This is a genomic window from Nonomuraea deserti (assembly GCF_004348685.1).
GTDB classification, from domain to species: domain Bacteria; phylum Actinomycetota; class Actinomycetes; order Streptosporangiales; family Streptosporangiaceae; genus Nonomuraea; species Nonomuraea deserti.
Window position 1 is genome coordinate 15,989 of the sequence record NZ_SMKO01000025.1, and the last position, 25,048, is coordinate 41,036.

General features: G+C 71.2%; 23 protein-coding genes. 14 read left to right on the plus strand and 9 right to left on the minus strand.

What is annotated here, in order from left to right; all coding sequences use genetic code 11:
* The first annotated feature begins 97 nt into the window (after nucleotides 1–97).
* Both E1292_RS12955 and E1292_RS12960 read left to right on the plus strand, forming a co-directional pair.
* On the plus strand, nucleotides 98–877 hold the full coding sequence (locus E1292_RS12955; protein ID WP_132595379.1) for an electron transfer flavoprotein subunit beta/FixA family protein: 780 nt from the start codon (nucleotides 98–100) through the stop codon (nucleotides 875–877).
* A 21-nt stretch (nucleotides 878–898) separates the two neighbouring features.
* A complete protein-coding gene (locus E1292_RS12960; RefSeq protein WP_132595380.1) occupies nucleotides 899–1,852 on the plus strand; it encodes an electron transfer flavoprotein subunit alpha/FixB family protein in 954 nt (317 codons plus the stop codon).
* A 73-nt stretch (nucleotides 1,853–1,925) separates the two neighbouring features.
* Here the strand turns inward: E1292_RS12960 and E1292_RS54865 are convergent, their stop codons facing one another.
* From E1292_RS54865 to E1292_RS12980, 4 genes are all read right to left on the minus strand, one after another.
* Nucleotides 1,926–2,420 (minus strand): ATP-binding cassette domain-containing protein, encoded by a 495-nt coding sequence (locus E1292_RS54865; protein WP_281284020.1) that lies wholly within the window; start codon nucleotides 2,418–2,420, stop codon nucleotides 1,926–1,928.
* A gap of 171 nt (nucleotides 2,421–2,591) precedes the next feature.
* Nucleotides 2,592–2,813 (minus strand): HIT family protein, encoded by a 222-nt coding sequence (locus E1292_RS12970; RefSeq protein ID WP_132595382.1) that lies wholly within the window; start codon nucleotides 2,811–2,813, stop codon nucleotides 2,592–2,594.
* On the minus strand, nucleotides 2,814–4,001 hold the full coding sequence (locus tag E1292_RS12975) for an MFS transporter (RefSeq protein WP_132595383.1): 1,188 nt from the start codon (nucleotides 3,999–4,001) through the stop codon (nucleotides 2,814–2,816). It abuts the gene before it with no gap.
* Nucleotides 4,002–4,274: 273 nt separating this feature from the next.
* Nucleotides 4,275–4,787 carry a TetR/AcrR family transcriptional regulator gene (locus tag E1292_RS12980; protein WP_132595384.1) on the minus strand — a complete coding sequence of 171 codons (513 nt, stop codon included), beginning with the start codon at nucleotides 4,785–4,787 and terminating at the stop codon, nucleotides 4,275–4,277.
* A gap of 99 nt (nucleotides 4,788–4,886) precedes the next feature.
* Here E1292_RS12980 and E1292_RS12985 point away from each other — a divergent pair, with 99 nt between their 5' ends.
* Complete coding sequence (locus E1292_RS12985) at nucleotides 4,887–6,101, plus strand: cysteine desulfurase family protein (protein ID WP_181958226.1); 1,215 nt, start codon at nucleotides 4,887–4,889, stop codon at nucleotides 6,099–6,101.
* Between the two features lie 95 nt (nucleotides 6,102–6,196).
* Here E1292_RS12985 and E1292_RS12990 read toward each other — a convergent pair whose 3' ends face one another.
* On the minus strand, nucleotides 6,197–7,249 hold the full coding sequence (locus tag E1292_RS12990; RefSeq protein ID WP_132595385.1) for a DUF695 domain-containing protein: 1,053 nt from the start codon (nucleotides 7,247–7,249) through the stop codon (nucleotides 6,197–6,199).
* Between the two features lie 79 nt (nucleotides 7,250–7,328).
* On the opposite strand from E1292_RS12990, the gene mnmA reads away from it, so the two are divergent.
* A complete protein-coding gene (mnmA, locus tag E1292_RS12995) occupies nucleotides 7,329–8,387 on the plus strand; it encodes a tRNA 2-thiouridine(34) synthase MnmA (RefSeq protein WP_181958223.1) in 1,059 nt (352 codons plus the stop codon).
* Here mnmA and E1292_RS13000 read toward each other — a convergent pair.
* Complete coding sequence (locus E1292_RS13000) at nucleotides 8,380–9,012, minus strand: MBL fold metallo-hydrolase (protein WP_132595386.1); 633 nt, start codon at nucleotides 9,010–9,012, stop codon at nucleotides 8,380–8,382. The two genes, mnmA and E1292_RS13000, sit on opposite strands and share 8 nt — an antisense overlap.
* On the opposite strand from E1292_RS13000, the gene E1292_RS13005 reads away from it, so the two are divergent.
* The 8 genes from E1292_RS13005 to gatB all read left to right on the plus strand — a co-directional run bounded on the left by E1292_RS13005 (nucleotide 8,948) and on the right by gatB (nucleotide 19,493).
* A complete protein-coding gene (locus E1292_RS13005) occupies nucleotides 8,948–9,277 on the plus strand; it encodes a helix-turn-helix domain-containing protein (protein WP_246090088.1) in 330 nt (109 codons plus the stop codon). The two genes, E1292_RS13000 and E1292_RS13005, sit on opposite strands and share 65 nt — an antisense overlap.
* Before the next feature lie 42 nt (nucleotides 9,278–9,319).
* Nucleotides 9,320–10,321: a methionine synthase gene (locus E1292_RS13010; protein WP_132595387.1), complete on the plus strand. Its 1,002-nt coding sequence runs from the start codon at nucleotides 9,320–9,322 to the stop codon at nucleotides 10,319–10,321.
* 392 nt (nucleotides 10,322–10,713) lie between these two features.
* The gene (ligA, locus tag E1292_RS13015) at nucleotides 10,714–12,903 is read left to right on the plus strand and encodes an NAD-dependent DNA ligase LigA (protein WP_132595388.1); all 2,190 of its coding nucleotides are present in this window, start codon (nucleotides 10,714–10,716) and stop codon (nucleotides 12,901–12,903) included.
* Between the two features lie 725 nt (nucleotides 12,904–13,628).
* Nucleotides 13,629–15,701, plus strand: a complete 2,073-nt coding sequence (locus E1292_RS13020) for a putative bifunctional diguanylate cyclase/phosphodiesterase (RefSeq protein ID WP_132595389.1) — start codon at nucleotides 13,629–13,631, stop codon at nucleotides 15,699–15,701.
* Nucleotides 15,702–15,760: 59 nt separating this feature from the next.
* On the plus strand, nucleotides 15,761–16,033 hold the full coding sequence (locus E1292_RS13025) for a hypothetical protein (protein ID WP_132595390.1): 273 nt from the start codon (nucleotides 15,761–15,763) through the stop codon (nucleotides 16,031–16,033).
* Nucleotides 16,034–16,154: 121 nt separating this feature from the next.
* The gene (gene gatC, locus E1292_RS13030) at nucleotides 16,155–16,454 is read left to right on the plus strand and encodes an Asp-tRNA(Asn)/Glu-tRNA(Gln) amidotransferase subunit GatC (protein WP_132595391.1); all 300 of its coding nucleotides are present in this window, start codon (nucleotides 16,155–16,157) and stop codon (nucleotides 16,452–16,454) included.
* Nucleotides 16,455–16,512: 58 nt separating this feature from the next.
* Nucleotides 16,513–18,003 (plus strand): Asp-tRNA(Asn)/Glu-tRNA(Gln) amidotransferase subunit GatA, encoded by a 1,491-nt coding sequence (gene gatA / locus E1292_RS13035; RefSeq protein ID WP_132595392.1) that lies wholly within the window; start codon nucleotides 16,513–16,515, stop codon nucleotides 18,001–18,003.
* 2 nt (nucleotides 18,004–18,005) lie between these two features.
* Nucleotides 18,006–19,493, plus strand: a complete 1,488-nt coding sequence (gene gatB, locus E1292_RS13040) for an Asp-tRNA(Asn)/Glu-tRNA(Gln) amidotransferase subunit GatB (protein WP_132595420.1) — start codon at nucleotides 18,006–18,008, stop codon at nucleotides 19,491–19,493.
* A gap of 126 nt (nucleotides 19,494–19,619) precedes the next feature.
* Here the strand turns inward: gatB and E1292_RS13045 are convergent, their stop codons facing one another.
* The 3 genes from E1292_RS13045 to E1292_RS13055 are packed head-to-tail and all read right to left on the minus strand — an operon-like array spanning nucleotide 19,620 to nucleotide 22,594.
* Entirely contained in the window at nucleotides 19,620–21,140 is a 1,521-nt protein-coding gene (locus tag E1292_RS13045) for a tripartite tricarboxylate transporter permease (RefSeq protein WP_132595393.1), read from the minus strand.
* Nucleotides 21,141–21,626, minus strand: coding sequence for a tripartite tricarboxylate transporter TctB family protein (locus E1292_RS13050; protein WP_132595394.1), 486 nt, complete (start codon nucleotides 21,624–21,626; stop codon nucleotides 21,141–21,143).
* Entirely contained in the window at nucleotides 21,626–22,594 is a 969-nt protein-coding gene (locus E1292_RS13055) for a tripartite tricarboxylate transporter substrate binding protein (protein ID WP_132595395.1), read from the minus strand. The genes E1292_RS13050 and E1292_RS13055 overlap by 1 nt, the downstream gene beginning before the upstream one ends.
* 177 nt (nucleotides 22,595–22,771) lie before the next feature.
* Between E1292_RS13055 and E1292_RS13060 the strand changes: the two genes are divergently transcribed.
* Both E1292_RS13060 and E1292_RS13065 read left to right on the plus strand, forming a co-directional pair.
* Nucleotides 22,772–24,349, plus strand: coding sequence for an ATP-binding protein (locus E1292_RS13060; protein WP_246090089.1), 1,578 nt, complete (start codon nucleotides 22,772–22,774; stop codon nucleotides 24,347–24,349).
* Complete coding sequence (locus tag E1292_RS13065; protein ID WP_181958224.1) at nucleotides 24,346–25,008, plus strand: response regulator; 663 nt, start codon at nucleotides 24,346–24,348, stop codon at nucleotides 25,006–25,008. Before E1292_RS13060 ends, E1292_RS13065 begins: the two co-directional genes overlap by 4 nt.
* Nucleotides 25,009–25,048 lie beyond the last annotated feature (40 nt).

A 25,048-nucleotide genomic window follows, 5' to 3' on the forward strand; every position in this document is an offset into this window, starting at 1 on the left:
GGCCCGGCGGGCACCTGGCAGTCTGGACAGCATTGCATTCGGCGCCCACCGCAGCGAGGCGGTGGCGCACGCGAACACGGGAGGTCGGCCACCGGCCATGAACATCGTCGTCTGCGTGAAGCAGGTCCCCGACACGGCGACCGAGCGCAAGCTGCGGTCCGATGACAACACGCTCGACCGCGACGCCGCCGACGGCGTGGTCAACGAGCTCGACGAATACGCGGTCGAGGAGGCACTGAAGCTCAAGGAAGCCCACGGTGGCGAGGTCACCGTCCTCACCATGGGCCCCGGCAAGGCCACCGAGACCATCCGCAAGGCGCTGGCCATGGGAGCCGACAAGGCCGTCCACCTCAGCGACGATGCGCTGCACGGCTCCGACGCGCTGTCCACCTCGTACGCGATGGCGCAGGCGCTCAACAAGGTCGGTTTCGACCTGGTCGTCCTGGGCTCCGAGTCCACCGATGCGCGCACCGGCGTGCTCGCCGCCATGCTGGCGGAGCGCCTCGGCGTGGCGCAGCTGACGCTGGCCAACAAGGTCGACGTCGACGGCACGTCGATCACGATCCAGCGCATCACCGACTACGGCTACGACCGGGTCGAGGCCACGCTGCCGGCCGTCGTGTCCGTGGTCGAGAAGATCAACGAGCCGCGCTACCCGTCGTTCAAGGGCATCATGGCGGCCAAGAAGAAGCCGGTCGAGACGCTGGCCATCGGCGACGCCTCCATCGACCCCTCCCAGGTCGGCCTGGCCGCCGCCTGGTCCGAGGTCGTCGACTTCGCCGCCGCGCCGCCGCGCGCCGCCGGCACGATCGTCAAGGACGAGGGCGACGGCGGCGCGAAGGCCGCCGAGTTCCTGGCCTCCAAGAAGTTCATCTGAGCACGGGAGAGAACACCTGATATGTCGGAAATTCTCGTTCTCGTCGAGCAGGTCGAAGGCGAGGTCAAGAAGGTCACGCTGGAGCTGCTGACCCTGGCCCGCTCGCTGGGCACGCCCGCCGCCGTCTGGGCGGGCCCGGGCCTCACGCCCGAGGCCAAGGCCAGGCTCGCCGAATACGGCTCGGAGACGATCTACGTCGCAAGTTCGAGCGACATCGTCGACCATGTGGTGGCGCCCAAGGCCGAGCTGCTGGCCCAGCTCGTGGCCGCCAAGTCACCCGCCGCCGTGCTCGTGGCCGCCACGGCCGAAGGCAAGGAGGTCGCCGGCCGGCTGGCCGTCAAGACCGACTCCGGCGTCATCACCGACGCCGTGGGCCTGGGTGAGGGCTTCGTGGCCGACCAGTCCATCTTCGGCGGCGGCGTCAACGTGCACTCCCGGGTGCGCAGGGGCACGCCCATCGTCGCCGTACGCCCCAACTCCACCGCTCCGGAGGCCGCCCCGGGCGCCGGAGCCGAGGAGGAGGTGACGGTCGCGCTGAGCGACGCCGGGAGGTCGGCCCGCGTCGTCGAGCGGGTCAAGCAGGAGAAGGGCGCCAGGCCCGAGCTGACGGAGGCCGCGATCGTGGTCTCCGGCGGGCGCGGCGTGGGCTCGGCCGAGAACTTCTCGGTCATCGAGGGCCTGGCCGACGCGCTCGGCGCCGCCGTCGGCGCCTCCCGCGCCGCCACCGACGCCGGCTGGTACCCGCACCAGTTCCAGGTGGGGCAGACGGGCAAGACGGTGTCGCCGCAGCTCTACATCGCGGCCGGCATCTCGGGCGCGATCCAGCACCGGGCGGGCATGCAGACCGCGAAGACCATCGTCGCGATCAACAAGGACCCTGAGGCGCCGATCTTCGAGCTGGCCGACTACGGCGTCGTCGGCGACCTGCACCAGGTCGTCCCGCAGCTCACCGAAGAGGTCACCAAGCGCAAGTAGGCCCGAGGGCCCAGGCGAAAAGGGGCGGTGCCGCACGATGCGGGCCGCCCCTTTCCAGTGGCAAGCGTGGGGATCACGGGAGCGCTCGCCGCCGCCCCTCCGTCCGGGCCGGTGAAGGCGATGGGCCTGGACGGGTCGAGCGCGGCGAAGTCGTGCCGGGCGTCGGCGGCGAGGGTACGCAGGTCCATCGGGGTGAGGTCGAGCGCGGGGCCGTCGGCCTCGTCGAGCCCGGCGAGCAGCCCGCCTTCCGGCCCGCCACGTCGGCGAGCCCGACCAGGTCGAGCACCTCGGCGACCCGGCCGGCCGGGATGGAGTTGCTCTGCGCCAGGTAGAGCAGGTGTTTGTAGGTGGTGCGCTGCGGATGCACGGCCTGCGCCTCCAGCATCGACCCGATCACGCGCAGCGGGCTCGGCAGCTCGTGGTGCGGACGGCCGTCGATCGTGGCGGAGCCCGACGTGGGCAGGTCGAGACCGAGGATCATGCGCAGCGTCGTGGTCTTGCCCGCGCCGTTCGGGCCCAGGAAGCCGGTGACGAGGCCGGGCCGTACGGTGAAGGTGAGATCCTCCACGGCGACCACGTCACCGTAACGTTTGGTCAGTGCGTCGAGCTGAATCGTGCGACCCAGCCTGCGGTGCCTGGTTGAAGGCGTTCTGAGCGAATCTGTGAGTTCTCTGTGAGCGGCAGCGCCGCCACGTGCGGGTGTGCGGCGCTCCCGCCGGGATCCACAGAGAACTCCCCGTCACGCCGGCGCCCGCCTGAGGCGGGCCGCCGGCTCCCCGGACGTCCGCTCCGACGGCACCACCGGCTCCACGGCCAGCGCCACCTTCCTGCCCACCCGCATGAGCTCGAGGTAGGCGTCCGCGCCGAGGTCGCGCACGACGTGCTCGATGTGCCGCTTGGGGCTCACCAGCAGGTAGCCGGGCATGGTGGGGTAGCGGGCCGCACCGTACGAGCCTGCCACTCAGGCGGCGGCTTCGGCGGGTTCCCTGACGGGCAGCGGGGTGACCGGGGCGGGCTCCTCGCGCGGGAGCAGGCGGGAGGCCAGCGCGATCAGCACGCCCAGGACGACCGCGACGCCGAGTGCCGTACGCAGGGAGGTGGAGTCCGACAGGAAGCCGATCACCACCGGCCCGAGCAGCAGGCCCGCGTACCCCATGGCCCCCGCCTGGGCGATCGCCGGCCCCGGCGTGCCGGTCGCGGTGCCGGCCAGCGACAGCGTCAGCGGCGAGATCGTCGCCACGCCGAGCCCGACGAAGAACATCGCCGCCACCGCCACCAGCGCCGCGGGCGCGACCAGCACGACCGCGAAGAAGCCCGCCGTGGCCACCCCGGAGACGGTCAGCATGCCGCGTACCCCGAACCTGGCCCGCAGCCGGTCGCCGGTCAGCCGGGCGGCCAGCATGCCGGTCTCGAAGACGGGGTAGCCGAGCGCCGCCAGGGCTTCGGGGGCGCCGAGCTCGTCACGCATGTAGAGGCCGTTCCAGTCGGCGACCGTGCCCTCGACCATGAACGCGAAGAACATGATCGCGCCGAGCAGGTAGACGACCGGCGGCATGCGGCGCCGGCCCGCCTGCTCGGTGCCGGTGGACGGGGGCTCGGGCAGGTGCGTACGGCCGACCAGCACGGCGACGGGCAGCGCGGCCAGGCCGACGAGCGCCACGTTGGCGGTGAACGGCAGGCCGGCGGCGATGGCCAGGCTGCCCAGGGCGCCGGCGGAGATGGCGCCGACGCACCAGCCGGCGTGCATGCCGTTCATCAGGGGCCGGCCGTAGGCCCGTTCGACGGTGGAGCCCTGGGCGTTCATGGCGACGTCCATGACGCCGAAGGCCATGCCGAAGAGCGCCACGGCCACCAGCAGCAGCGGCAGGTCGGGGGCGAGGGCCACGGCCACCAGGCTGAGTGCCGTCAGCGGGCCGCCGATCCGCAGAACCGCCCTGCTGCCCGCGCGCGCCATGACGCGCCGCATGGACTGCATGGTCACCAGAGCGCCCAGGCCCCACACCAGCAGGATCGTCCCGACCATGGCCTCGGACAGGGCCAGCTTGTCGGTCAGGGCGGGGATGCGCACGGTCATCGTGCCCACCATCAGGCCGGCAAGGACAAAGGTGAGGACCGCCCCGTAACGGGCACCCCTCAGCTCGCGGGTCATATGGCCACACCTCTCACAAAATCGTTGTCTTCAGCGGTCCGGACGCGCGGGCGTCCAGGCAGGGGAGGGTGAGCGAGCTCGCTCACCGCAGGGGAAAGGCCCCGGCTCGATCGGACCGTGAAGGGCCCGTGAGCAGGGGTGGTGATCGGGACGGCGCGGGATCTCCCACGGAGGACCGGCTCGGGAGGTCGGCTCAGGAGCCGGCTCAGGAGCCGGCTCTGGGGATCCGCGCGGGGGCCGGCCGCCCGGGAGCCGGGCGGGCCGAGGGGCGGCTCAGGCGGGAGGTTTGAGCAGCGCCCGGAGGCGGCCCTCCAGAGCCTGGAGATCGTCTTCCGTGTTGAGCTCCGGATCGTGGCTCGCCACGTCCCAGAGCCCCTCACACGCCAGTCGCACGATCTGGGCCGCCAGCGGGTCGGGCTCCTCGCCCAGCTCCTCGCGATGCCATCGGGTCATCGCCTCACGCAGCGGCGCGAGCAGGAAAAGGTTGCCTGACGCTCCCGTGACGACCGCCCATCGTCGCAACCTGCCCGACCGTACGGCGGCCAGGGTCGCGCCCAGATAGCGCCCGGTGTAGGTCCTGTCGGGCTGGGCGGCCATGAGCTCGTCGAAGTCGTCGATCAGGCGCTCCACCATGCCCTTGATCAGGGCTTCTTTGGAGGCGTAGTGATAGAGCAGGCCACCTTTGCTGACGCCCGCCCGGTCCGCCACCGCGGCCAGGGTGAGCGCGGTCGAACCCTGGTCGCAGAGGAGCTCCTCCGCCGCGTCCAAAAGCTCGTCCTTTCGCATGCTCCCAACTGTACCGTCCGGACGGTACAGTCGCAAACGAGATACCCTGAACCTGTGACCAGACCGTCGGCCTATCTTGATCATGCAGCGACCACCCCGATGCTGCCCGAAGCGATCGAGGCCATGACGGTTCAACTTCAACAGGTCGGAAACGCTTCCTCGCTGCACGGCGCCGGGCGCCGGATGCGCAGGGTGGTCGAGGAGTCACGCGAGACGATCGCCGACGCGCTGGGGTCGCGGCCCAGCGAGGTCGTGTTCACCTCGGGCGGCACCGAGGCCGACAACCTCGCCATCAAGGGCCTCTACTGGGCGCGCCGCCCCCGGAGGCGCGTGCTGATCAGCTCCGTGGAGCACCACGCCGCGCTCGACCCCGCCCAGTGGCTGGCCGACAGCCAGGGCGCGGAGATCGAGCTGCTGGAGGCCGACGCATACGGCCGCGTCCATCCCGAGACCCTGCGCGCCGCCATCGAACGCGACCCCGACGGCGTGGCCATGGTCAGCGTCATGTGGGCCAACAACGAGGTCGGCACCGTCCAGCCGGTGCACGCGCTGGCCGCCGTCGCCCGCGAGCACGGCATCCCGTTCCACACCGACGCCGTCCAGGCGGTGGGGCAGCTGCCCGTGTCGTTCGCCGAGTCGGGCGTCGACGCGCTCACGCTGACCGGCCACAAGATCGGCGGCCCGATGGGCGTCGGCGCGCTGTTGCTGGCCAGAGGGTTGACGCCGGTCTCCGTGCAGCACGGCGGGGGGCAGGAGCGCGACGTGCGCTCCGGCACGCTCGACGCCCCCGCCATCGCGGGGCTCGCCGCCGCCGTCGGCACCGCCGTGAAGGAGCAGGAGGCCCTGGGGCGCCGCCTGGCGTCGCTGCGCGACGAGCTGATCGAGCGCGTACGCGCGGCCGTCCCCGACGTCGTGCTCAACGGCGATCCCGACCTGCGCGAGACGCCCCCCGCGCAAACCCCCCACGACGAGCTGCGAGTGACCCCGTCCCCCCACGACGAACGGCGAGTGACCCCCACGGCTTCGGCGGGGCGGCTGCCGGGCAACGCCCATTTCTCCTTCCCCGGCTGCGAGGGCGACGCGCTGCTCATGCTGCTCGACGCCAAGGGCGTCGAGTGCTCGACCGGCTCGGCCTGCTCGGCCGGCGTCGCCCAGCCGTCGCACGTGCTGCTCGCGATGGGGGCCGACGCGGCGGCGGCGCGCGGCTCGCTCAGATTCACCCTGGGGCACACCTCGACCCGCGACGACGTCGACCGCCTGATCGAGGTGCTGCCCGCCGCGGTCGAACGCGCCCGCCGCGCCGGCCTCAGCTGACCGGCCGCCCGGACGTCCTGGAAGGCCGCCACGGCGGGTCAACCCTGGTGGGCGTCAGGTCAGGATGGGCGACACGGCGGCCATCCCGCCCGGCGTCAGGTCAGGAACGGCGCCGCGGCGGTCCAGCCGGGGTCGGCGGCCACGTCGACGCGGGGCTCGCCCTCCTCCCAGCCCACGATCAGCTCCTTGGCGTGGATCGCGGCGTCGCCGGTCGGGTCGGCGTAGACGTGGATGATCCGGTGCCCCTCCGTGCTCAGGTGGGCGGCCAGCACCGCGTCGTCACCCAGCTTGAGCAGGCGGGCCACCAGGCGCTCCTCGAAGTCGCGCAGCGCCTCCAGCGAGCCGTCGACCGGCAGGCCGTTCTCGTCGCGATGCGCGTAGGGCAGCGTGATCGCGATGTGCTGGTCGCAGAGCGGATGGTCGACGGGGCGCAGCGGGTGGCGGACCGTGGCGACGAGCGGGGCGCCGGTCGCGGTCTGGCCCTGGAGCAGCACCCACTCCTCCTCCGCGTAGCCGGAGGCCACGTCGGCGACCACGGCCGGCAGGTGCATGGCGGCCACGGCGTCGATCGGCTGGAACGTGGCCGGCGTGATCTCGCCCACCCACCTGGCGACGTCGTCCTCGCCGAGCAGCCAGTCGAGGGCCAACAGCGTGGCCTCCATCCTGGTCTCCTCGTCGAGCTCGGCGAAGATCGGGTGGTAGGCGGCCACGTCGACCCTGGGCTGGTTGCGCGGCACCCGGAGCCCGAGCATCAGCTTGTCGAGCGCGAACGCGTAACCGCCCACCTCGATGGTGAGCTCCGCCGCCTGCGGATTGGCCTGCCGCGACGGATGGAACTCCCACAGCAGGTCAGCGTCGGGCGCGGCCCTGGCCCAGCGGTGGGCGAGCGGGCGCAGCTCGGCGTCGCCCGCCGCGGTCACCACGAGGGCGTGCGCCGCCTCCCTGCCGGGCGCCACCTCCCAGACCAGCTCGGGATGGATGGCGGCGACCGCCGGGGCCAGCCACTCCTCCAGCCCCCCGGCCTCGCCCTCGGCCACCAGCGAGTCGAGCCGCGGCCTGGTCTCCTGCCACCACGTCCAGAACCCGGCGATGGCCTCGTCGTGCCCGCCGGCCTCTTCCTCTTCGTCCTTGCGCCCGAACAGTCGCATGCGCTGAATCCTCGCAGACCCTGGCTCCGATCGTGCACATGGCCGCGCACTCCCGTACGGACAGTACGCTGAGAAGGTCATGGGACTGCGTGTGCTTGCCGCCATGTCGGGCGGCGTCGACTCCGCCGTGGCCGCCGCTCGGATCGCCGAGGCCGGTCACGACGTCACTGGTGTGCATCTCGCTCTTTCCGCCAACCCCCAATCCCACCGCACGGGTGCCCGGGGCTGCTGCACGATCGAGGACTCTCGCGACGCGCGGCGTGCCGCCGACGTGATCGGCATCCCCTTCTACATCTGGGACATGGCCGAGCGGTTCCAACGCGACGTGATCGAGGACTTCGTGTCCGAATACGCCGCGGGCCGCACGCCCAACCCGTGCCTGCGCTGCAACGAGAAGATCAAGTTCGCTGCGGTGCTCGACCGGGCGCTGGCCCTGGGCTTCGACGCGGTCGCCACCGGCCACCACGCCAGGCTGGTCGACGGGGTCCTGTCCAGGAGCGCCGACCAGGGCAAGGACCAGTCCTACGTGCTCGGGGTGCTCACCCGCGAGCAGCTCGGCCACGCCATCTTCCCCCTGGGCGACTCGACCAAGGCCGAGGTGCGCGCGGAGGCGGCGCGGCGCGGGCTGACGGTCGCCGACAAGCCCGACAGCCACGACATCTGCTTCATCGCCGACGGAGACACCCGCGGCTTCCTGTCCAAGCGGCTCGGCGCGGCGGAGGGGCCCATCGTCGACCAGAGCGGCGCCGTCGTCGGCAGCCACCAGGGCGCCCACGGGTTCACGATCGGCCAGCGCAAGGGCCTGCATATCGACCGTCCTGCCGCCGACGGCAGGCCACGCTATGTCCTGTCGATCGAGCCGGTCTCCAACACCGTCACGGTGGGGCCGCGCGCGGCGCTCGAGGTCACCTCGATCACCTGCGGCGCCCCGGTCTGGAACGGCCCTTCCCGCTTCGACGACCTGACCGTGCAGTTGCGCGCCCACGGAGAGGTCTACGGCTGCCGGTTCGAGGAGACCGGCGGCGGGCTCCGCGTCGACCTCGACCGCCCGGCCACGGGGGTGGCGGCCGGGCAGGCCGCCGTCCTCTATTCCGGCGCCACCGTGATCGGCTCGGCGACGATCCTCTCTGCTAGCTGACGGTGACCGACTCGCCGACCTTCAAGCGGCGCATTTCGGCGCCTTGTTTGTCCGATTCCAGCTTCAGCCAGTTGTCCACCAGGGTGAGGCCGATGTCGTTGAGCAGGCCGTCATGGGTGGAGAACGCCCGTCCGGGGCGCACCTCGCGGAGATAGCCGACCATCTCCATGAGCTTCAACCAGGGCGCGTTGGTCGGCACCAGCAGCGTCGGCACGTCCACCCCGGGCACGGTCAGGGCGTCGCCGGGATAGAACAGTTCGTCGTCGAGCATGAAGCCGACGTTCTGCACGATGGGCACGTCAGGGTGGTTCTTCGCGTGCCACTCGCCGAACACCTTCACCCCGAAACCGGCCGTCTCGAAGTCGTCGCCATGGCGTACGACCCGCACCTTGGCCGGCACCTCCGCCAGCTCGGCGGCGACGGCCTCGCACGTCCAGATCTCCAGGTCGGGCGAGACCGCCTTCAGCTTGCCGACGTCGACGTGGTCGAAGTGCTCATGGGTGATGAGGACGGCGTCCGCGCCCTCCAGAACGGGGCCCTCGCTGAACGTGCCCGGGTCGATGACCAGGACCTTGCCGTTCTTCTCCACGCGGACGCACGCGTGCTCGTACTTCCTGAGCTCCATCAGTTACCTCCGAGTAACCTCCGCCTTCAGGCGGAGGAGGAATCGTGAAGCGGGCTACAAGTACCGCTCCTACCCGACCCCCGGTCAAGCGGACGAGCTTGCCCGGACGTTCGGCTGTGTCCGCCTTGTCTACAACAAAGCCCTGGAAGGGCGCACTCGCGCCTTCGCCCAGCGGGGGCGTCGCGTCTCCTGCGTGGAGTCGTCGGCCGCTCTGACGCAGTGGAGAGGAACCCTCACGGGCGACCGTGAGAATCCCTCGCGTTGACGAGAGGGAGGACGCCTAGCGGCAGAGCCTACGCTTGTGCCCATGTCTAGTGTGCCCATGGGGCAAGCCACCGGGATCGGCTCGCATCCCGGCGAGGACCACCTCGAGGCGATCAGAGTCGTGTTCGGCGAGGTGCCCGAGCTGCCTTACCTGCCCGAGTTGCCCGCCCGAGGCGTCGGCGCCGACATGGTCGGGCGCACGGCGGGGCTGCTCGTCGACCTGCCGGTCGAGGTGCAGCCGTCCGGCTGGCGGCTGAGCGACCGGCCGGGGCGCGACCACCAACGGTCCCTCGACCATATGCGCCGCGACATCGACGGGCTGGAGGAGATCGCGCACGACTACTCGGGGCCGCTCAAACTGCAGGTGTGCGGGCCCTGGACGCTGGCCGGCGCGATCGAGCTGAAGCACGGCGACAAGATGCTCTCCGACGCGGGGGCCGTACGCGATCTGACGGCGTCGCTGGCGCAGGGCGTCGCCGACCACTGCGCGGAGGTGCGGCGGCGGTTGCCCGGGGTGACGGAGATCGTGCTGCAGCTCGACGAGCCGGGGCTGCCGCGGGTGCTGGCGGGCACGGTGCCGACCGCCTCGGGGTTCGGGCGGCTGGCCGCGGTGGAGGGATGGCGGGTGGAGGAGTCGCTGCGGCTCTTCGACGCCCCCGTGGTGCACTGCTGCGCACCCGCGGTGCCCTTCGGCCTGTTGCGCTCGGCGGGGGTGCGGGGGGTCTCCGTCGACGCCGCCCTGCTGCGGCGCAGGGACGACGACGCCCTGGGCGAGCTCTTCGAGGCCGGGACGGTGTTGTTCATGGGCGTGGTGCCGGGCAGGGATGCCCGGCTGCCCGACCCGGGGGTGGTCGCCAAACCCGCGGTGGAGTTGTGGCGGCGGCTGGGGTTCGCGCCTGACGGGCTGGCGGCGCAGATGGTGCTGACGCCGGCGTGCGGGCTGGCCGGGGCGACGCCGAGGTACGCCAGGGCGGCGCTGGCCGCCTGCGCCAAGGCCGCCCAAGTGCTCAGGGACGATCCCGCCGACGGGCTGCAAGCCGGCTGACCGGCCGGCCGCTCGGGATGCTCCGCGCGTCGGCCGCGGGCCACTCTCGTCATCGCGCCCACCTCGATCGCCGCCCCCGCCATGGCCTCCGCCCGCCCGAAGACCTGGCGCCGGCGAACCGGGTGACTCACCGGGGTGCTCGCGGCTGACGTTCCGGTGGCCCACGGGAAACGGTCAAAGAGGTGCAAAGGGTTCGAGTGGCGAGCCGCTCGCGGTGCCGTTCCTGGACGGATGGCGAGGCTTGCCGCGGCACTTGCGTGAAGGCCGCGGGAAGCTGCTCCACCTGCGAGAGCGTCCGGTCTCGTGACGGATGGGAGTCCGTACGCCGGCGGCGTGTTCTGTCGGTGCTGAGCGGTAGCGTTTGCTCAGAATGCTGGACGGAAGGAGAGGCCGTGGGCGAGCCATCCACTGAGGTCGCCGGGGTGCCGGTGCCCGCGCTCAAGCGGCATGCCGAGCTGAGCGAGCTGGTCGAGGAGGCTCGCTGGCGCTACTACGTGCTCGACCAGCCCACCGTCAGCGACGCCCAGTTCGACGAGTGGTTCAGAGAGCTGCTGGCGCTGGAGGAGGCGCATCCGTCGCTCCAGACGCCCGGCTCGCCGACCCAGCAGGTGGGCGCGCCGGTCAGCGGCGACTTCGCCAAGGTCCGCCATCTGGCCAGGATGGAGAGCCTCGACAACGCCTTCAACGACGCCGACATGGCGGCCTGGCAGGTGCGCGCCGAGCGGCTGGCCGAGGGAGACCCCGGTCCCTACCTGTGCGAGCTGAAGATCGACGGGCTCGCGATCGCCCTGGTCTATCGCGACGGCAAGCTGGAGCGCGCCGCCACCAGGGGCGACGGGCGCACGGGTGACGACGTGACGGCCAACGTGCGCACCATCAAGGGCGTGCCCCACCGGCTCAAGGGCGACGACGTGCCGAGCCTGGTCGAGGTGCGCGGCGAGGTCTACATCCCGGTCGAAGACTTCAAAAAGCTCAACGAGCAGCTCGTCGAGCAGGGCAAGCCGCCGTTCGCCAACCCGCGCAACTCCGCGGCGGGCACGCTGCGGCAGAAAGACCCGCGCATCACGGCGCAGCGACCGCTGCGCATGCTGGTGCACGGCATCGGCGTCTGGGAGGGCGCGACGGAGCCGCGGGCGCAGTCGGAGGTCTACGACCGGCTGCGCGAGTTCGGGCTGCCGGTCAGCGACCTCTACCAGGTGCTGCCGGGCCTCACCGAGATCAACGAGTTCATCGAGCACTACCGCGCGCACCGCCACGATCCGCCCTACGAGATCGACGGGGTGGTCGTCAAGGTCGACGACTTCCGCACGCAGCGTGAGCTGGGCTCCACCTCGCGTGCTCCCCGCTGGGCGATCGCCTTCAAATATCCGCCGGAAGAGGTCAACACCAAGCTCCTCGACATCCAGGTGGGCGTCGGGCGCACCGGGCGCGTCACCCCCTATGGCGTGATGGAGCCGGTCGTGGTGTCGGGCTCGACCGTCGAGCGGGCCACCCTCCACAACGCCGCCATCGTGGCCAAGAAGGGCGTGCTCATCGGCGACACCGTGGTGCTGCGCAAGGCGGGCGACGTCATCCCCGAGATCGTCGGGCCGGTGGCGGCGCTGCGCGACGGGTCCGAGCGGGAGTTCGTCATGCCGACGCACTGCCCCGAGTGCGGCACCGCGCTGGCTTACGAGAAGGAGGGCGACGCCGACCTGCGCTGCCCCAACGCGCGCGGTTGCCCCGCCCAGATGCGCGAGCGCATCTATTTCGCGGCCGGGCGGCGCGCGCTCGACATCGACGGCCTCGGCTACGTCGCGGCCACGGCGCTCACCCAGCCGCTGCCGCCGCAGCAGCCGGTGGTGCGCACCGAGGCCGACCTGTTCGACCTGACGCTCGACCAGCTGATCCCGATCAAGTCGGTGGTCCGCGATCCCGACACCGGCCTCCCCAAGATCGACCCGAAGACGGGGGAGCAGAAGGTCGTCTCCTTCTTCTCCAACATCAACGGCGAGCCCAGCCAGAACGCGCTGCAGCTCATCGAGGAGCTCGAGCGGGCCAAGCAGGTGCCGCTCGCGCAGGTGCTGGTCGCCCTGTCGATCAGGCACATCGGCCCGCCCACGGCGCGTGCCCTGGCCGACGCCATGAGGTCGATCGACGCGATCATGAACGCCTCGGAGGAAGAGCTGGCCGCGGTCGAGGGCATCGGGCCCCGGGTGGCGGCCACGATTCGGGAATGGTTCGCGGTCGACTGGCACCGCGCGATCATCGACCGGTGGCGCGCGGCCGGGGTCCGCATGGAGGACGAGCCCGCCCCCGAGAAAGGCCCGCAGACCCTGCAGGGGATGACGTTCGTGGTCACGGGCACGCTGGAGGGCTATACCCGCGACTCGGCCGCCGCCGAGCTGACCAGCAGGGGCGGGAAGGTCGCGTCGTCGGTGTCGAAGAAGACGTCGTTCCTGATCGCGGGCGACAACGCTGGGTCGAAATATGACAAGGCGGTCGACCTTGGCGTGCCGGTCCTCGACGGTGCGGGCTTCGAGATCCTCCTGAACGAAGGCCCGGAAGCGGCCACGGAGGCCGTGACCCCACCCGAGTCCTGACCTTTCCGGCCGATGATGCAGGTCCAAGAGCTCGCACGGGCTCGGTCGGTTCGTACGGGCCCGGTCGGCTCGTGTGGGGTTGGTTGGTTCGTGCGGGCCCGGTCGGCTCGTGTGGGGTTGGTTGGTTCGTGCGGGCCCGGTCGGCTCGTGTGGGGGTTGGTTGGTTCGTGCGGGCCCGGTCGGCTCGTGTGGGGGTTGGTTGGTTCGTGCAGGCCCGGTCGGCTCGTGTGTGGTTGGTGTTGTTCTTGCGGGCCCGGTCGTTCGTGGGGGCGAGAGGTTCGTGCGGGCCCGGACGGTCCGCATGAGCGGGCCGGTGCTGGGAGCGGTTGCTCGTATGGGTGCGGTCGGTTGGCGAGGGCTCGTGCGCGGGTGGTGACCGCGGTTTCGGCATGAGTGTGGCCGGCTGCTGTACGGGTGACCGCGTCCTGATCGATGACCGTGTTCGGAGAGGCAACGTCTCGTGCGGTCCGTGCCCGGATCCACCAAGACGGGTGGCAGGGCGTGTGGCCTGACCGGCTCTGGCCGCGTGCTGGGGCGCGTTCCGTGGCTGGGCGTTGTGCCGTGTTGGGCGGCATGGGGAGTCCGCAGCGTGCATGGTGCGCTACCCAGGGTGTTTTCTGGGTATATGTCGGAAAGGAGAAGTGACGGAACGTACGCGCTTGGTTTCGCGAAGTGGGGTGAAGGTCGTACCCTCCCATAGTGACCTAATGGGGGTTCTGTTACCGATGACTGACCCAACCGACACCCGCGATACCGGCCCACGCGCCGGCACGCCGCTGTGGGCGTTCCTCGCGGGCATCACCGTGATCGGGTTCACCGCACTCGTGGTGGCCATGCTCAGGCTCGACACGTCCGAGCTGGTGGAGGTCGCCCGCACGCCGCTGTTCTGGGTGCTGGCCGTGCTGGTGGTCCTGGGCGAGCTCAGGCCCGTCATGGTGTCCTCGGCGGCGGCCGTGGGCGGCACCTACCCCTCCACCATGTTCACTTTCGCCGTGCTCCTGCACTTCGGGCTGCCCGTCGCGGTGCTGATGCAGGGGGTCGCGGTGGCCATGAACGGCGTGGTGACGCGCAAGTCGTGGCATCGGGTCATGTTCAACATCGCGCAGTCGACCCTCGCGCTCACCGCTGCGGGTGTGGTGCTGGGGACGTTCGGCATCGTGCCGAGCCCGGCCGTGCCATGGGTGCCGGGCGGCGGTAACCTGCTGGCGATCGGCCTGGCGGGGATTGCATACTTCGCGACCAGGGCGACCCTCGTGTGCAGCGCGGTCGCGCTGCACGAGCGGCGTTCGCTCACCCGCGTGCTGAAGGCCACCGTCGGCCCGCAGAGTCTCGTCTACGCCGGCCTGCTCGGCCTGGCGCCGCTGGTCGTCGTCGTCATGAACCATTCGCCGGGGCTGGTGCCGCTCTTCGTCGCACCCCTGGCTGCCGTCTACTTCACCGCCACGCTCTCCATGCGCCGCGACCACCAGGCCATGCACGACGAGCTGACCGGCCTGCCCAACCGCAAGCTGCTCATCGTCAGCACCGAGGAGGCGCTCGCCGAGGCCAGGCAGGACGAGCGGGTCGGCCTGTTCCTGCTGGACCTCGACCGGTTCAAGGAGGTCAACGACACGATGGGCCACCCGGTGGGCGACCGCCTGCTGCAGATGGTCGCGCACCGCCTCACCCACTCCGTACGCCCGGGAGACGTCGTGGCTCGGCTGGGCGGCGACGAGTTCGCCGTGCTGCTGCCCTCGATCAGGGACACGCACGCGGCCAGGGAGGTCGCGGCCCGGCTGCGCGCGGCGCTGACCGAGCCGGTGCGTCTGGAGGGCATGACCTTCGACGTGGACGGCTCCGTCGGCATCGCGCTCTACCCGGATCACGCCCCCGACTTCGAGCTGCTGCTCCAGCGCGCCGACGTGGCGATGTACCTCGCCAAGGAGGGCCGTACGGGAGTGGAGCTCTACCAGCCCGACAAGGACAGGAACTCGCCGGAGCGCCTGAGCCTGCTCGGCGACCTGCGCCGCGCCATCGACAACCGCGAGCTGCGCCTGCACTACCAGCCCAAGGTCAGTCTCGGCACCGGCGCGGTCCAGGGCGTCGAGGCGCTGCTGCGCTGGCGCCATCCGGCGCACGGGCCGATCCCGCCGTCCGATTTCGTCCCGCTGGCGGAGCAGTCCTACCTGATGCGCCAGCTGACCGCGTACGTCATCGACGAGGCGCTGGAGCAGGCCGCCCGCTGGTGGCACACGGGTCTGCGGGTGCAGATCTCGGTCAACATCTCCGCCCGTGACCTGCTCGACTCCGCGCTGCCCGAGCGGTTGGAGGTGGGGCTGGCGAAGTACGGCCTGCCGCCCGCGGCCATCCAGCTGGAGGTCACCGAGCGCATCCTGACCGGCGACCAGGCCTACACCCAGGAGACCATCAAGGCGCTGGCCACACTCGGCGTCCCGCTGGCCATCGACGACTTCGGCACCGGCTACTCCTCGCTGATCAGGCTCCAGCGCCTGGCGGTGTCGGAGGTCAAGATCGACGCGTCGTTCGTGCGCAGGATCGCCGAGTCGGAGGACGACGAAAGGATCGTGCGCTCGATCGTCGACCTGGTGCGCTCGCTCGGCCTGCGTTCGGTGGCCGAGGGGGTCGAGTCCGACGAGGTGGCCATCCGCCTGGCGGACATGGGCTGCGACGTGGGGCAGGGATGGCTCTTCTGCGAGCCCATGCCGGCCGCCGACGCCGCCGCTTGGCTGCGTGATCACGTGGAGGCGGTGCCGAAAGTCGGTTTCGGCTACGCGCCCGAGGTGACCCGGACCGCGTGACCGTGCGGATGCGCCGCCGGTTCGTGATGCTCGGGATCGACTTCTCCGGAACCTGACCGGTGAGGACCGTCACGGACCCGGTTCGGCACGACCACATCGAGGTCGACGTCGTGGTTTTCGCGCCCGCCATGCCTGGTGAGCGCAAGCGCGTGCTCCGGCTGGGCGGGGTGAAGCGGGGCAGGAGGATGGGCCCCGGGCGCGTGGTCCGGTTCGACGCGAAGGGTCATGACGTCTGGGACGCCTTGACGTGCTGCGGCGGCGTCGGGTTCGACGCGGCTGTGGCAGGGGAGAGCGACGTGCGCAGGGGCGGGTTGGAGGAGACGTACGGGTGAGGCCGCGCTCTCGCACCCGGGAGCGGTGTTGCCAGGGAGTTAACCGTTCGGGCGTGCTTCGTCAAGCCCTCTAGGATGGCAGTGTCCGAAGACTCCATCCACGAAACGGGTTCAACGACTCATGTCCGCCATAACCCGCGACGAGGTCGCACACCTGGCCCGGTTGTCCAGGCTGGCGCTCACCGGTGACGAGCTCGACCACTACGCCACCCAACTCGATGCCATCATCGAGGCGGTCGCGAAGGTGGCCGAGGTCGCCGCCGAAGATGTGCCGCCATCGTCGCACGCGCTTCCGCTGACCAATGTCTTCCGTGCCGACGAGGTGCGACAGTCCCTGACGCCCGAGCTGGCGCTGGCCGGTGCTCCCGCCGTCGAGGACGACCGATTCCGGGTGCCGCGCATCCTCGGGGAGGAGGCATGAGCGAGCGAATGACCGAACACGGCTCTGTCAGGCTCATCTGCCCGACGAAGGAGGGCGCATGAGTCTGATCCGCAAGACCGCCGCCGAGCTGGGCTCGATGATCGCCGCGGGTGAGGTGTCGTCGGTCGAGGTGGCCGAGGCGCATCTCGACCGCATGACCGAGGTGGAGCCCAAGGTCAAGGCGTTCCTCCACGTCGATCGCGAGACGACGATCGCGCAGGCGCGGGCCGTCGACACCAGGCTCAGGGCCGGTGAGAGGCTCGGGCCGCTGGCCGGGGTGCCGATCGCGCACAAAGACATCTTCACCACCCGCGACATGCCGACGACGGCCGCGTCCATGATCCTCGAAGGCTGGCGTCCGCCCTACGACGCGACCGTCACCAAGCGGCTGCGCGAGGCGGGGCTGGTGATTCTCGGCAAGACCAACCTCGACGAGTTCGCCATGGGCTCCTCGACGGAAAACTCCGCCTTCCACACGACGTGCAACCCGTGGGACCTGACGAAGGTGCCGGGCGGTTCCTCCGGTGGGTCGAGCGCGGCCGTGGCGGCCTACGAGGCGCCGCTGTCCACGGGCACCGACACGGGCGGCTCGATCCGGCAGCCGGCCTCGGTGACCGGCATCGTGGGGATGAAGCCGACCTATGGTGGCTCGTCCCGTTACGGGCTGATCGCGTTCGCGAGCTCGCTCGACACGCCGGGGCCGTTCGCCCGCACCGTGCTCGACGCGGCGCTGCTGCAGGAGGCGTTCTCCGGCCACGACGCGATGGACTCGACCTCCATCGACGCCCCCGTGCCTTCGGTGGTCGAGGCGGCCAGGCACGCCGACGTCGCCGGCATGCGGATCGGCGTGGTCAAGGAGCTGGGCGGCGACGGCTACCAGCCGGGCGTGCTGGCCCGCTACAACGAGGCCGTGCAGCTCCTCGAGTCGCTCGGGGCCAAGGTCGTCGAGGTCTCCTGCCCGTCGTTCACCACCGCCCTCTACGCCTACTACCTGATCGCGCCGTCGGAGTGCTCGTCCAACCTGGCGCGCTTCGACGCGATGCGCTACGGCCTGCGCGTCGGCGACGACGGCACCCGCAGCGCCGAGGAGGTCATGGCGCTGACCAGGGCCGCCGGGTTCGGTCCCGAGGTCAAGCGGCGCATCATGCTCGGCACGTACGCGCTGTCGAGCGGCTACTACGACGCCTACTACGGCCAGGCACAGAAGGTGCGCACGGTCATCTCCCGCGAGTTCGAGGCCGCCTACCAGCAGGTCGACGTGCTGGTGTCGCCGACCACGCCGACCACGGCGTTCGCGATCGGCGAGCGCGTCGACGACCCGATGGCGATGTACCTCGCCGACCTGTGCACCATCCCGTCCAACCTGGCCGGCAACGCGGCCATCTCGGTGCCGTGCGGGCTGGCCGAGGAAGACGGTCTGCCGGTCGGCCTGCAGATCATGGCGCCCGTGCTGGCCGACGACCGCTGCTACCGCGTCGGCGCCGCCGTGGAGCAGGCCCTGGAGAGCCGCTGGGGCGGCCCGTTGCTGAAGGAGGCCCCGTCGCTATGACCATGGTCTATGACGAAGCACTCGACGCGTTCGAGCCGGTGCTCGGCCTGGAGACGCACGTCGAGCTGGGCACCAGGTCGAAGATGTTCTGCGGCTGCAAGACGACGTTCGGCGCCCCGCCCAACACGCAGGTCTGCCCGACCTGCCTGGCGCTGCCGGGCGCGCTGCCGACGGCCAACACCATGGCCATCGAGTCGACGATCCGCATCGGCCTGGCGCTGAACTGCTCGATCGCCGAGTGGTGCCGCTTCGCCCGGAAAAACTACTTTTATCCGGACATGCCGAAGAACTACCAGATCTCGCAGTACGACGAGCCGCTCTGCTTCGACGGCTACGTCGACGTCGAGGTCGACGGCAGGACCGTGCGGATCGAGATCGAGCGGGTGCACCTGGAGGAGGACACCGGCAAGTCCACCCACGTGGGCGGCGCCACGGGCCGCATCCACGGGGCCGACTACTCGATCGTCGACTACAACCGGGCCGGCATCCCGCTCGTCGAGATCGTGACCAAGCCCATCCCGGGCACCGACCGGCTCGCGCCGGAGGTGGCCAGGGCCTACGTCACCGAGCTGCGCGAGATCATGCGCTCGCTGGGCGTCTCCGACGTGCGCATGGAGGAGGGCTCGCTGCGCTGCGACGTCAACGTCTCGCTCATGCCGCGTGGCGCGTCCGAGTGGGGCACCCGCACCGAGACGAAGAACGTCAACTCGCTGCGCAGCGTCGAACGGGCCGTCCGCAGCGAGATCGAGCGGCAGGCGGGCGTGCTCGCCGACGGCGGGAAGATCGTCCAGGAGACCCGCCACTTCCACGAGGACACCGGCACCACCACGTCCGGCAGGTCCAAGGAGGAGGCGCAGGACTACCGCTACTTCCCCGAGCCCGACCTGGTGCCGATCGCGCCCGACCCGGCCTGGGTGGCCGAGCTGAAGGCGGCGCTGCCCGAGCTGCCGTCGGTCAGGCGCAAGCGGCTGCAGGCCGAGTGGGGGCTGTCCGACCTCGACATGCAGGCCATGCACAATGCCGACGCGTTCGACCTGGTCGAGGCCACGGTCGCGGCGGGGGCCCCGCCCGCCGACGCGCGCAAGTGGTGGATGGGCGAGCTGGCGCGGCGTGCCAACGAGACCGGCACGCCGCTGGCCGACCTGCCCATCACCCCGGCCGACATCGCCCGCGTGACCGAGCTGGTCGCCTCGGGCGCGCTCAACGACAAGCTGGCGCGCGAGGTGCTCGAAGGCGTGCTGGCCGGCGAGGGCACGCCCGACGAGGTGGTCGAGAAGCGCGGGCTGCAGATCGTCAACGACGAGGGCGAGCTGTCCGCGATCATCGACCAGGTGCTGGCCGACAACGCCGACGCGGCCGACAAGGTGCGCTCCGGCAAGATCGCCGCAGCCGGTGCGCTGGTGGGCGGCGTCATGCGGGCCAGCAAGGGCAAGGCCGACGCGGCCCGCGCCCGGCAGCTGATCCTGGAGAAGCTCGGCGTCTCCGGGTAACCGGCGTCTCACGGTCACCGGGGCCCCGCCGCTCCAACGGCGGGGCCCCGGCGTGTGACCGGTGACCGCCCAGTGCGCGCGGTGTGCGGAGGGCTCTGTCGCCGGTGCCCGGCGGGTGGCATACGCTCACTCGTTGCCGGACGGCCGGGTCGGCTCGACGTCACGCCGGGCCAGCGCCTTCCTCAGCAGCGGCGTGAGCAGGGCGAGCAGCGCCAGCACCAGCAGCACGACCGCGATCGGGCTGCCCACCAGCACGCTCGCGTCCCCCGCCCCGATGGCCAGTGCCCTGCGGAGCTGGATCTCCGCCATCGGGCCCAGGATCATGCCGATCACCGCGGGGGCGACCGGCAGGCCGAAGCGCCGCATGGCGTAGCCGAGCAGGCCGAGCACATAGAGCACGAACAGGTCCACCACGGTGCCGTTCACGGCGTAGACCCCGAGCGCGGCGAAGAGGATGATCCCGGCGTACAGGTACGGGCGGGGGATCCGCAGCACGCGCGCCCACAACGGCGCCATGGGCAGGTTGAGCACCAGCAGCATCGCGTTGCCGATGAACAGCGAGGCGATCATGCCCCACACCAGCGCGGGATTGTGGTCGAACAGTTGCGGCCCGGGCTGCAGCCCGTACTGCTGGAAGGCGGCCAGCAGGATCGCGGCCGTGGCCGACGTGGGCAGGCCCAGCGTGAGCAGCGGGACCAGGGTGCCGGCGGCGGAGGCGTTGTTGGCCGCCTCGGGGCCGGCGACGCCCTCGATCGCGCCCTTGCCGTACTCCTCGCGGGCCACGCCGCGCGCCAGGCGCTTCTCGGCCGCGTACGACAGGAAGGTGGGGATCTCCGCGCCGCCGCCGGGCAGCGCGCCGAACGGGAAGCCCAGCGCGGTGCCGCGCAGCCAGGGCAGCCACGAGCGTCCCCAGTCGGAGCGGCCCATCCACGCCCGGCCCACGGGTACGACCTCCGGCGTGGCGTGGCGCAGCCGCGAGGCGACGTAGAGCGACTCGCCGAGCGCGAAGAGCCCGACCGCCACGATCACCACGTCGATGCCGTCGAGCAGCTGCGGGATGCCCAGCGTGAGCCGTGCCTGGCCGGTCTGCTGGTCGATGCCGATCAGCCCGATCACCAGGCCGAGCCCCAGGGAGGCCAGGCCGCGTACGACGGAACGGGAGAGCACGGACGACACGGCGGTGAACGCGAGGACAGCCAGAGCGAAGTAGTCCTCGGGGCCGAACGAGATCGCGAAGCTCACCACGGCGGGCGCCGCCACGACCAGCAGCGCGGTCGCGATCGTCCCGGCCACGAACGAGCCGATGGCCGCCGTGGCCAGCGCCTGGGCGGCCCGGCCCCGCCTGGCCATCTTGTTGCCCTCCAGCGCCGTGATCATGGAGGCGGACTCGCCCGGCGTGTTGAGCAGGATGGAGGTGGTGGAGCCGCCGTACATGCCGCCGTAGTAGATGCCGGCGAACATGATGAACGCGCTGGCCGGCGGCACCGTGAACGTGATCGGCAGCAGCAGCGCCACGGTCATCGCGGGGCCGATGCCGGGCAGCACGCCGACGAGCGTGCCGAGCGTGACGCCGATGAGCGCGTACATGAGGTTGACCGGGGTGAGCGCGGCGGCGAAGCCGTCGAGGAGGAGCTGCAGCGACTCCACCTAGATCACCCCCGTCAGCGGCCCGCCGGGCAGTGACACGCCGAGCCCCTTGACGAACAGCAGGTACGTGGCCACTCCCACGACCACCGCGATCACGGCGGCGCGCAGCTTGTGCTCGGCGCCGAGGGCCACGGCGAGGCCGAAGAAGAGCAGGCTCGCCCCGATGATCCAGCCGAGCACGTTCAGCAGCGCGCTGAACGCCAGGAAGATCCCGCTGACCAGCCCGACGCTGCGCCAGTCGGCGGGCGCGTCGACGTCGACGTCCTCGCTCTCCTCGGGGTCGCCCCGCCCGCCGCGTACGACGTCGGCCACGTAGAACAGGCCGATGAGCACCATGGCGCCGCCCACCAGCATGGGGAAGAAGCGCGGCCCGAGGCCGAGCTGGGAGGCCGCGGCGGAGACGTCGAGCGTCCCGACCACGACGAGCACGCCCAGCACCAGCACGACGAGCGCCAGCCCGAGCTCGGGCCGCCACCAGCGGGCCATCAGGAGACGAGCCCCATTTCGGCGATGATCGCCTTGACCCTGTTCTGTTCGGCGGCCAGGTAGTCGGCGAACTGCTGTCCCGTCTGGAACGAGTCGATCCAGCCGTTCTTGGCCACCGCGTCCTTCCACGGCTGCGCGTCGTGCATCTTGGTGACCAGGTCGGTCAGCGCCTTCTTGTCGGCGTCGGAGAGCCCGGCAGGGGCGACGAAGCCGCGCCAGTTGGCCAGCTCGACGTCGAGCCCGGCCTCCTTCAGCGTGGGAGCGTCCAGGTCCGGCAGCCGCTCGCCCGATGTGACGCCCAGCGCGCGCAGCTTGCCCGACTTCACGTGCTCGGCGAACTCGGCCACGCCCGAGATGCCCGCGCTCACCTTGTTGCCGAGCAGCTCGTTGAGCGCCTCGCCGCCGCCCGAGTGGGCGATGTAGTTGACCTGCTTGGGGTCGATGCCCGCGGCCTTGGCCATCAGACCTGCCACGATGTGGTCGGTGCCGCCCGCGGAGCCGCCGGAGATGGACACCTTCGCCGGGTCGGCCTTCCAGGCCGCCACCATGTCGTCCAGCGTCTTGTACGGCGACGCGGCCGGCACGACGACGATCTCGTACTCCTCGGTCAGCTTGGCGATGGGCGTGGTCTCCGCCAGCGTGACCTTCGACTTGTTCTGCTCGATGGCGCCCACCATGACCAGGCCCATGGTCATCAGCAGGTTGCCGTTGCCCTTTTCGCCGGCGAGCTGGGCCAGGCCGATCGTGCCTCCGGCGCCGGGCACGTTGTACACCTCGACCTTGCGCTGCGGGTCGGCCGCTTTGATGGCCTGTTCGGCGATGCGGGAGGTCTGGTCCCAGCCGCCTCCCGGCGCGGCCGGGGCCATGATCCGCAACGGCGAGTTCGCGGAGGTGCCCGTCGTCTCGCCACAGCCGGTCAGTGCGCCAAGGGAGAGTGCCGCGAGGGCGGCGAATACGCGCAAGCGCATGATCACTCCAAGAAGGGTTTCACGGTTACAAAACCCGGATCGTGAAGCCCCTACCCTCCGGAGTCGACCCTTTGCACGGTTGCCGTCATAGTGGTCGTATTGGTCGCGCGTCCCTGGCCGCCGGGCGGCGATGTGGCCCGCGACCTGGCCGTGACCTCGATTTGTTTCCATGTGCCCGTGAGACGGGTTCGTGAGGCCTCACTCGGGACCCAGCTGTTCGCGCTACAGATGGTGATCGTGCTGCTCGCCGTGGGGGGCACCGGAGGCGTGTGGGCCGAGCACACGCGTGATCAGCTGGCCTCGCTCCACCAGCAACGGGCACTGGCGATCGCGCAGTCGGTGGCCGCGCTTCCGCAGGTCCGGGAGGCGTTCAAGCTGAGCGACCCGGAGACGGTGCTGCAGCCGCTGGCCATGAGCGTCCAGCAGGAAACCGGCGCCGACTACGTCGTGATCGCCAACACCGACCAGAAACGCTACGCCCACCCCAACGCCTCGCTGATCGGCAAGCAGCTGTCCACCGACGGCAGCACGGTGCTCAGGACCGGCCGGAGCTGGGTCGGCAAGGAGACCGGCACGATCGGCACCACGGTCAGGGGCAAGACGCCCATCCGCGACGAGTACGGCGAGGTCATCGGCCTGGTCTCGGTCGGCGTGCTGGAGACGACGGTCATCAGCCAGGTCGTCGACGCGCTCCCGCCGCTGATCTGGACGGCGCTCGCCGTGCTGCTGGCCGGCCTCGCGCTGGCCGCGCTGATCACCGCGCGGGTGCGCCGGCAGACGTTCGGCCTGGAGCCGCGCGAGATCGCCGCCCTGCTGGAGCAGCGCGAGGGGGTGCTGCACGGCGTCAAGGAGGGCGTGCTGGCGCTCGACCTCAACGGGCGCGTCACCCTGGTCAACGACGCCGCCCGCGAGCTGCTGGGCGACGTGGGCGCCGACCTGACCGAGATGCCGGTCTCCGAGCGCATGCGCGACGTGCTGGGAGGCGCCGACCCCGGCGAGGACCGCGTCGTGCTGCACGGCGACCGCGTGCTGGTGCTCAACCGCACCCCGGTGTCCGTACGCGGTCACCACCGCGGCTGGGTGGTGACCCTGCGTGACCGCACCGAACTCATCCACCTGGCCCGCGAGCTCGACGACGCCAGCAGCGCGACCGAGGCGCTGCGGGCGCAGGCACACGAGTTCGCCAACCGCATGCACACGGTTGTCGGGCTGCTGGAGCTGGGCGAGCACGAGGCCGCGATCGGCTTCATCACCCGCACCACCGGCGGCTCGTACGCGGCCGGTCTGCGCGAGCGGGTCCAGGACCCGACCCTGGCCGCGCTGCTGCTGGCCAAGTCCGCGGAGGCGGCCGAGCGGGGCGCCACGCTCGTGTTGTCGGACGACTCCACCGTGCCGGTCGGCCTGCTCGGCGACCCGCAGGACGCGGTGCTGGTGGTGGGCAACCTGGTCGCGAACGCCATCGACGCGCTCGACGGCGCCGAGGGCACGATCGAGGTGTCGGTGCAGGCCGATCACGACGGGTTGCGGGTGCGCGTCGGCGACTCGGGCCCCGGCATCGCCCCCGACCTGGTGGAGGAGGTCTTCAGGGAGGGCTTCACGACCAAGGCCGCCCAGTCGGGGCCGCGCGGTCTCGGCCTGGCCCTGACCCGGCAGGCGTGCCTGCGCAGAGGAGGCTGGGTGCGGGTGACGAACTCGGACGGCGCCGTCTTCACCGCCCTCCTTCCGGCCAGAGAGCGGGCGGGGGCGGGCTCGTGAACGACATCAGGGTGCTCGTCGTCGACGACGACTTCATGGTCGCGCGGATCCACAGCGGCTACGTGTCCCGCGTGCCGGGGTTCAGCGTCGTCTCCGTCGCCCACAACGGGGCCGGCGCGCTGGCCGCGGCGGCGGAGCTGCGGCCCGACCTCGTGCTGCTCGACATCTACCTGCCCGACATGTCGGGGCTCGAGGTGCTCAAGGCGATCGACGACGTGGACGTGCTCATGATCAGCGCGGCCCGCGACGTGCCCACGGTCAAGGAGGCCATGCGCGGCGGCGCGGTCAACTATCTGATCAAGCCGTTCACCGCCACCGCGCTGACCGAGCGGCTCCGGCAGTACGCCGACACCCGCAGGCGCATCACCGCCATCGGTCCCGAGGCACGCCAGGACGACGTCGACCGGCTCTTCGGCACGCCCATGACCGCGGCGCCCATGCCCAAAGGTCTGTCCCCGGCCACCTGCGCGCTGGTCGCCGACAGCCTGCGGGAGGCGGGCCGCGACCTGTCGGCGACCGAGACCGCCCAGCTCACGGGCCTGTCACGGGTGAGCGCCCGCCGCTATCTCGAACATCTCTGCGCGGCAGGGCAGGCCGAACTCCGGCCGCGTTACGGCACGGCCGGTCGTCCGGAACATCGCTACCGGTGGCTAGGTTGACACACTTCCGTAGTCATTTCCCGTGACATATGCGGATCCG

Bases quoted from the DNA above. Each gene is read 5' to 3' on its own strand.
- E1292_RS12955 (WP_132595379.1), top strand. From the start codon at position 98: ATGAACATCGTCGTCTGCGTGAAGCAGGTCCCCGACACGGCGACCGAG.
- E1292_RS12960 (WP_132595380.1), top strand. From the start codon at position 899: ATGTCGGAAATTCTCGTTCTCGTCGAGCAGGTCGAAGGCGAGGTCAAG.
- E1292_RS12975 (WP_132595383.1), bottom strand. From the start codon at position 4,001: ATGACCCGCGAGCTGAGGGGTGCCCGTTACGGGGCGGTCCTCACCTTT.
- E1292_RS12980 (WP_132595384.1), bottom strand. From the start codon at position 4,787: ATGCGAAAGGACGAGCTTTTGGACGCGGCGGAGGAGCTCCTCTGCGAC.
- E1292_RS12985 (WP_181958226.1), top strand. From the start codon at position 4,887: ATGCTGCCCGAAGCGATCGAGGCCATGACGGTTCAACTTCAACAGGTC.
- E1292_RS12990 (WP_132595385.1), bottom strand. From the start codon at position 7,249: ATGCGACTGTTCGGGCGCAAGGACGAAGAGGAAGAGGCCGGCGGGCAC.
- mnmA (WP_181958223.1), top strand. From the start codon at position 7,329: ATGGGACTGCGTGTGCTTGCCGCCATGTCGGGCGGCGTCGACTCCGCC.
- E1292_RS13005 (WP_246090088.1), top strand. From the start codon at position 8,948: ATGACCAGGACCTTGCCGTTCTTCTCCACGCGGACGCACGCGTGCTCG.
- E1292_RS13000 (WP_132595386.1), bottom strand. From the start codon at position 9,012: ATGGAGCTCAGGAAGTACGAGCACGCGTGCGTCCGCGTGGAGAAGAAC.
- E1292_RS13010 (WP_132595387.1), top strand. From the start codon at position 9,320: ATGTCTAGTGTGCCCATGGGGCAAGCCACCGGGATCGGCTCGCATCCC.
- E1292_RS13020 (WP_132595389.1), top strand. From the start codon at position 13,629: ATGACTGACCCAACCGACACCCGCGATACCGGCCCACGCGCCGGCACG.
- gatC (WP_132595391.1), top strand. From the start codon at position 16,155: ATGTCCGCCATAACCCGCGACGAGGTCGCACACCTGGCCCGGTTGTCC.
- gatA (WP_132595392.1), top strand. From the start codon at position 16,513: ATGAGTCTGATCCGCAAGACCGCCGCCGAGCTGGGCTCGATGATCGCC.
- gatB (WP_132595420.1), top strand. From the start codon at position 18,006: ATGGTCTATGACGAAGCACTCGACGCGTTCGAGCCGGTGCTCGGCCTG.
- E1292_RS13050 (WP_132595394.1), bottom strand. From the start codon at position 21,626: ATGGCCCGCTGGTGGCGGCCCGAGCTCGGGCTGGCGCTCGTCGTGCTG.
- E1292_RS13055 (WP_132595395.1), bottom strand. From the start codon at position 22,594: ATGCGCTTGCGCGTATTCGCCGCCCTCGCGGCACTCTCCCTTGGCGCA.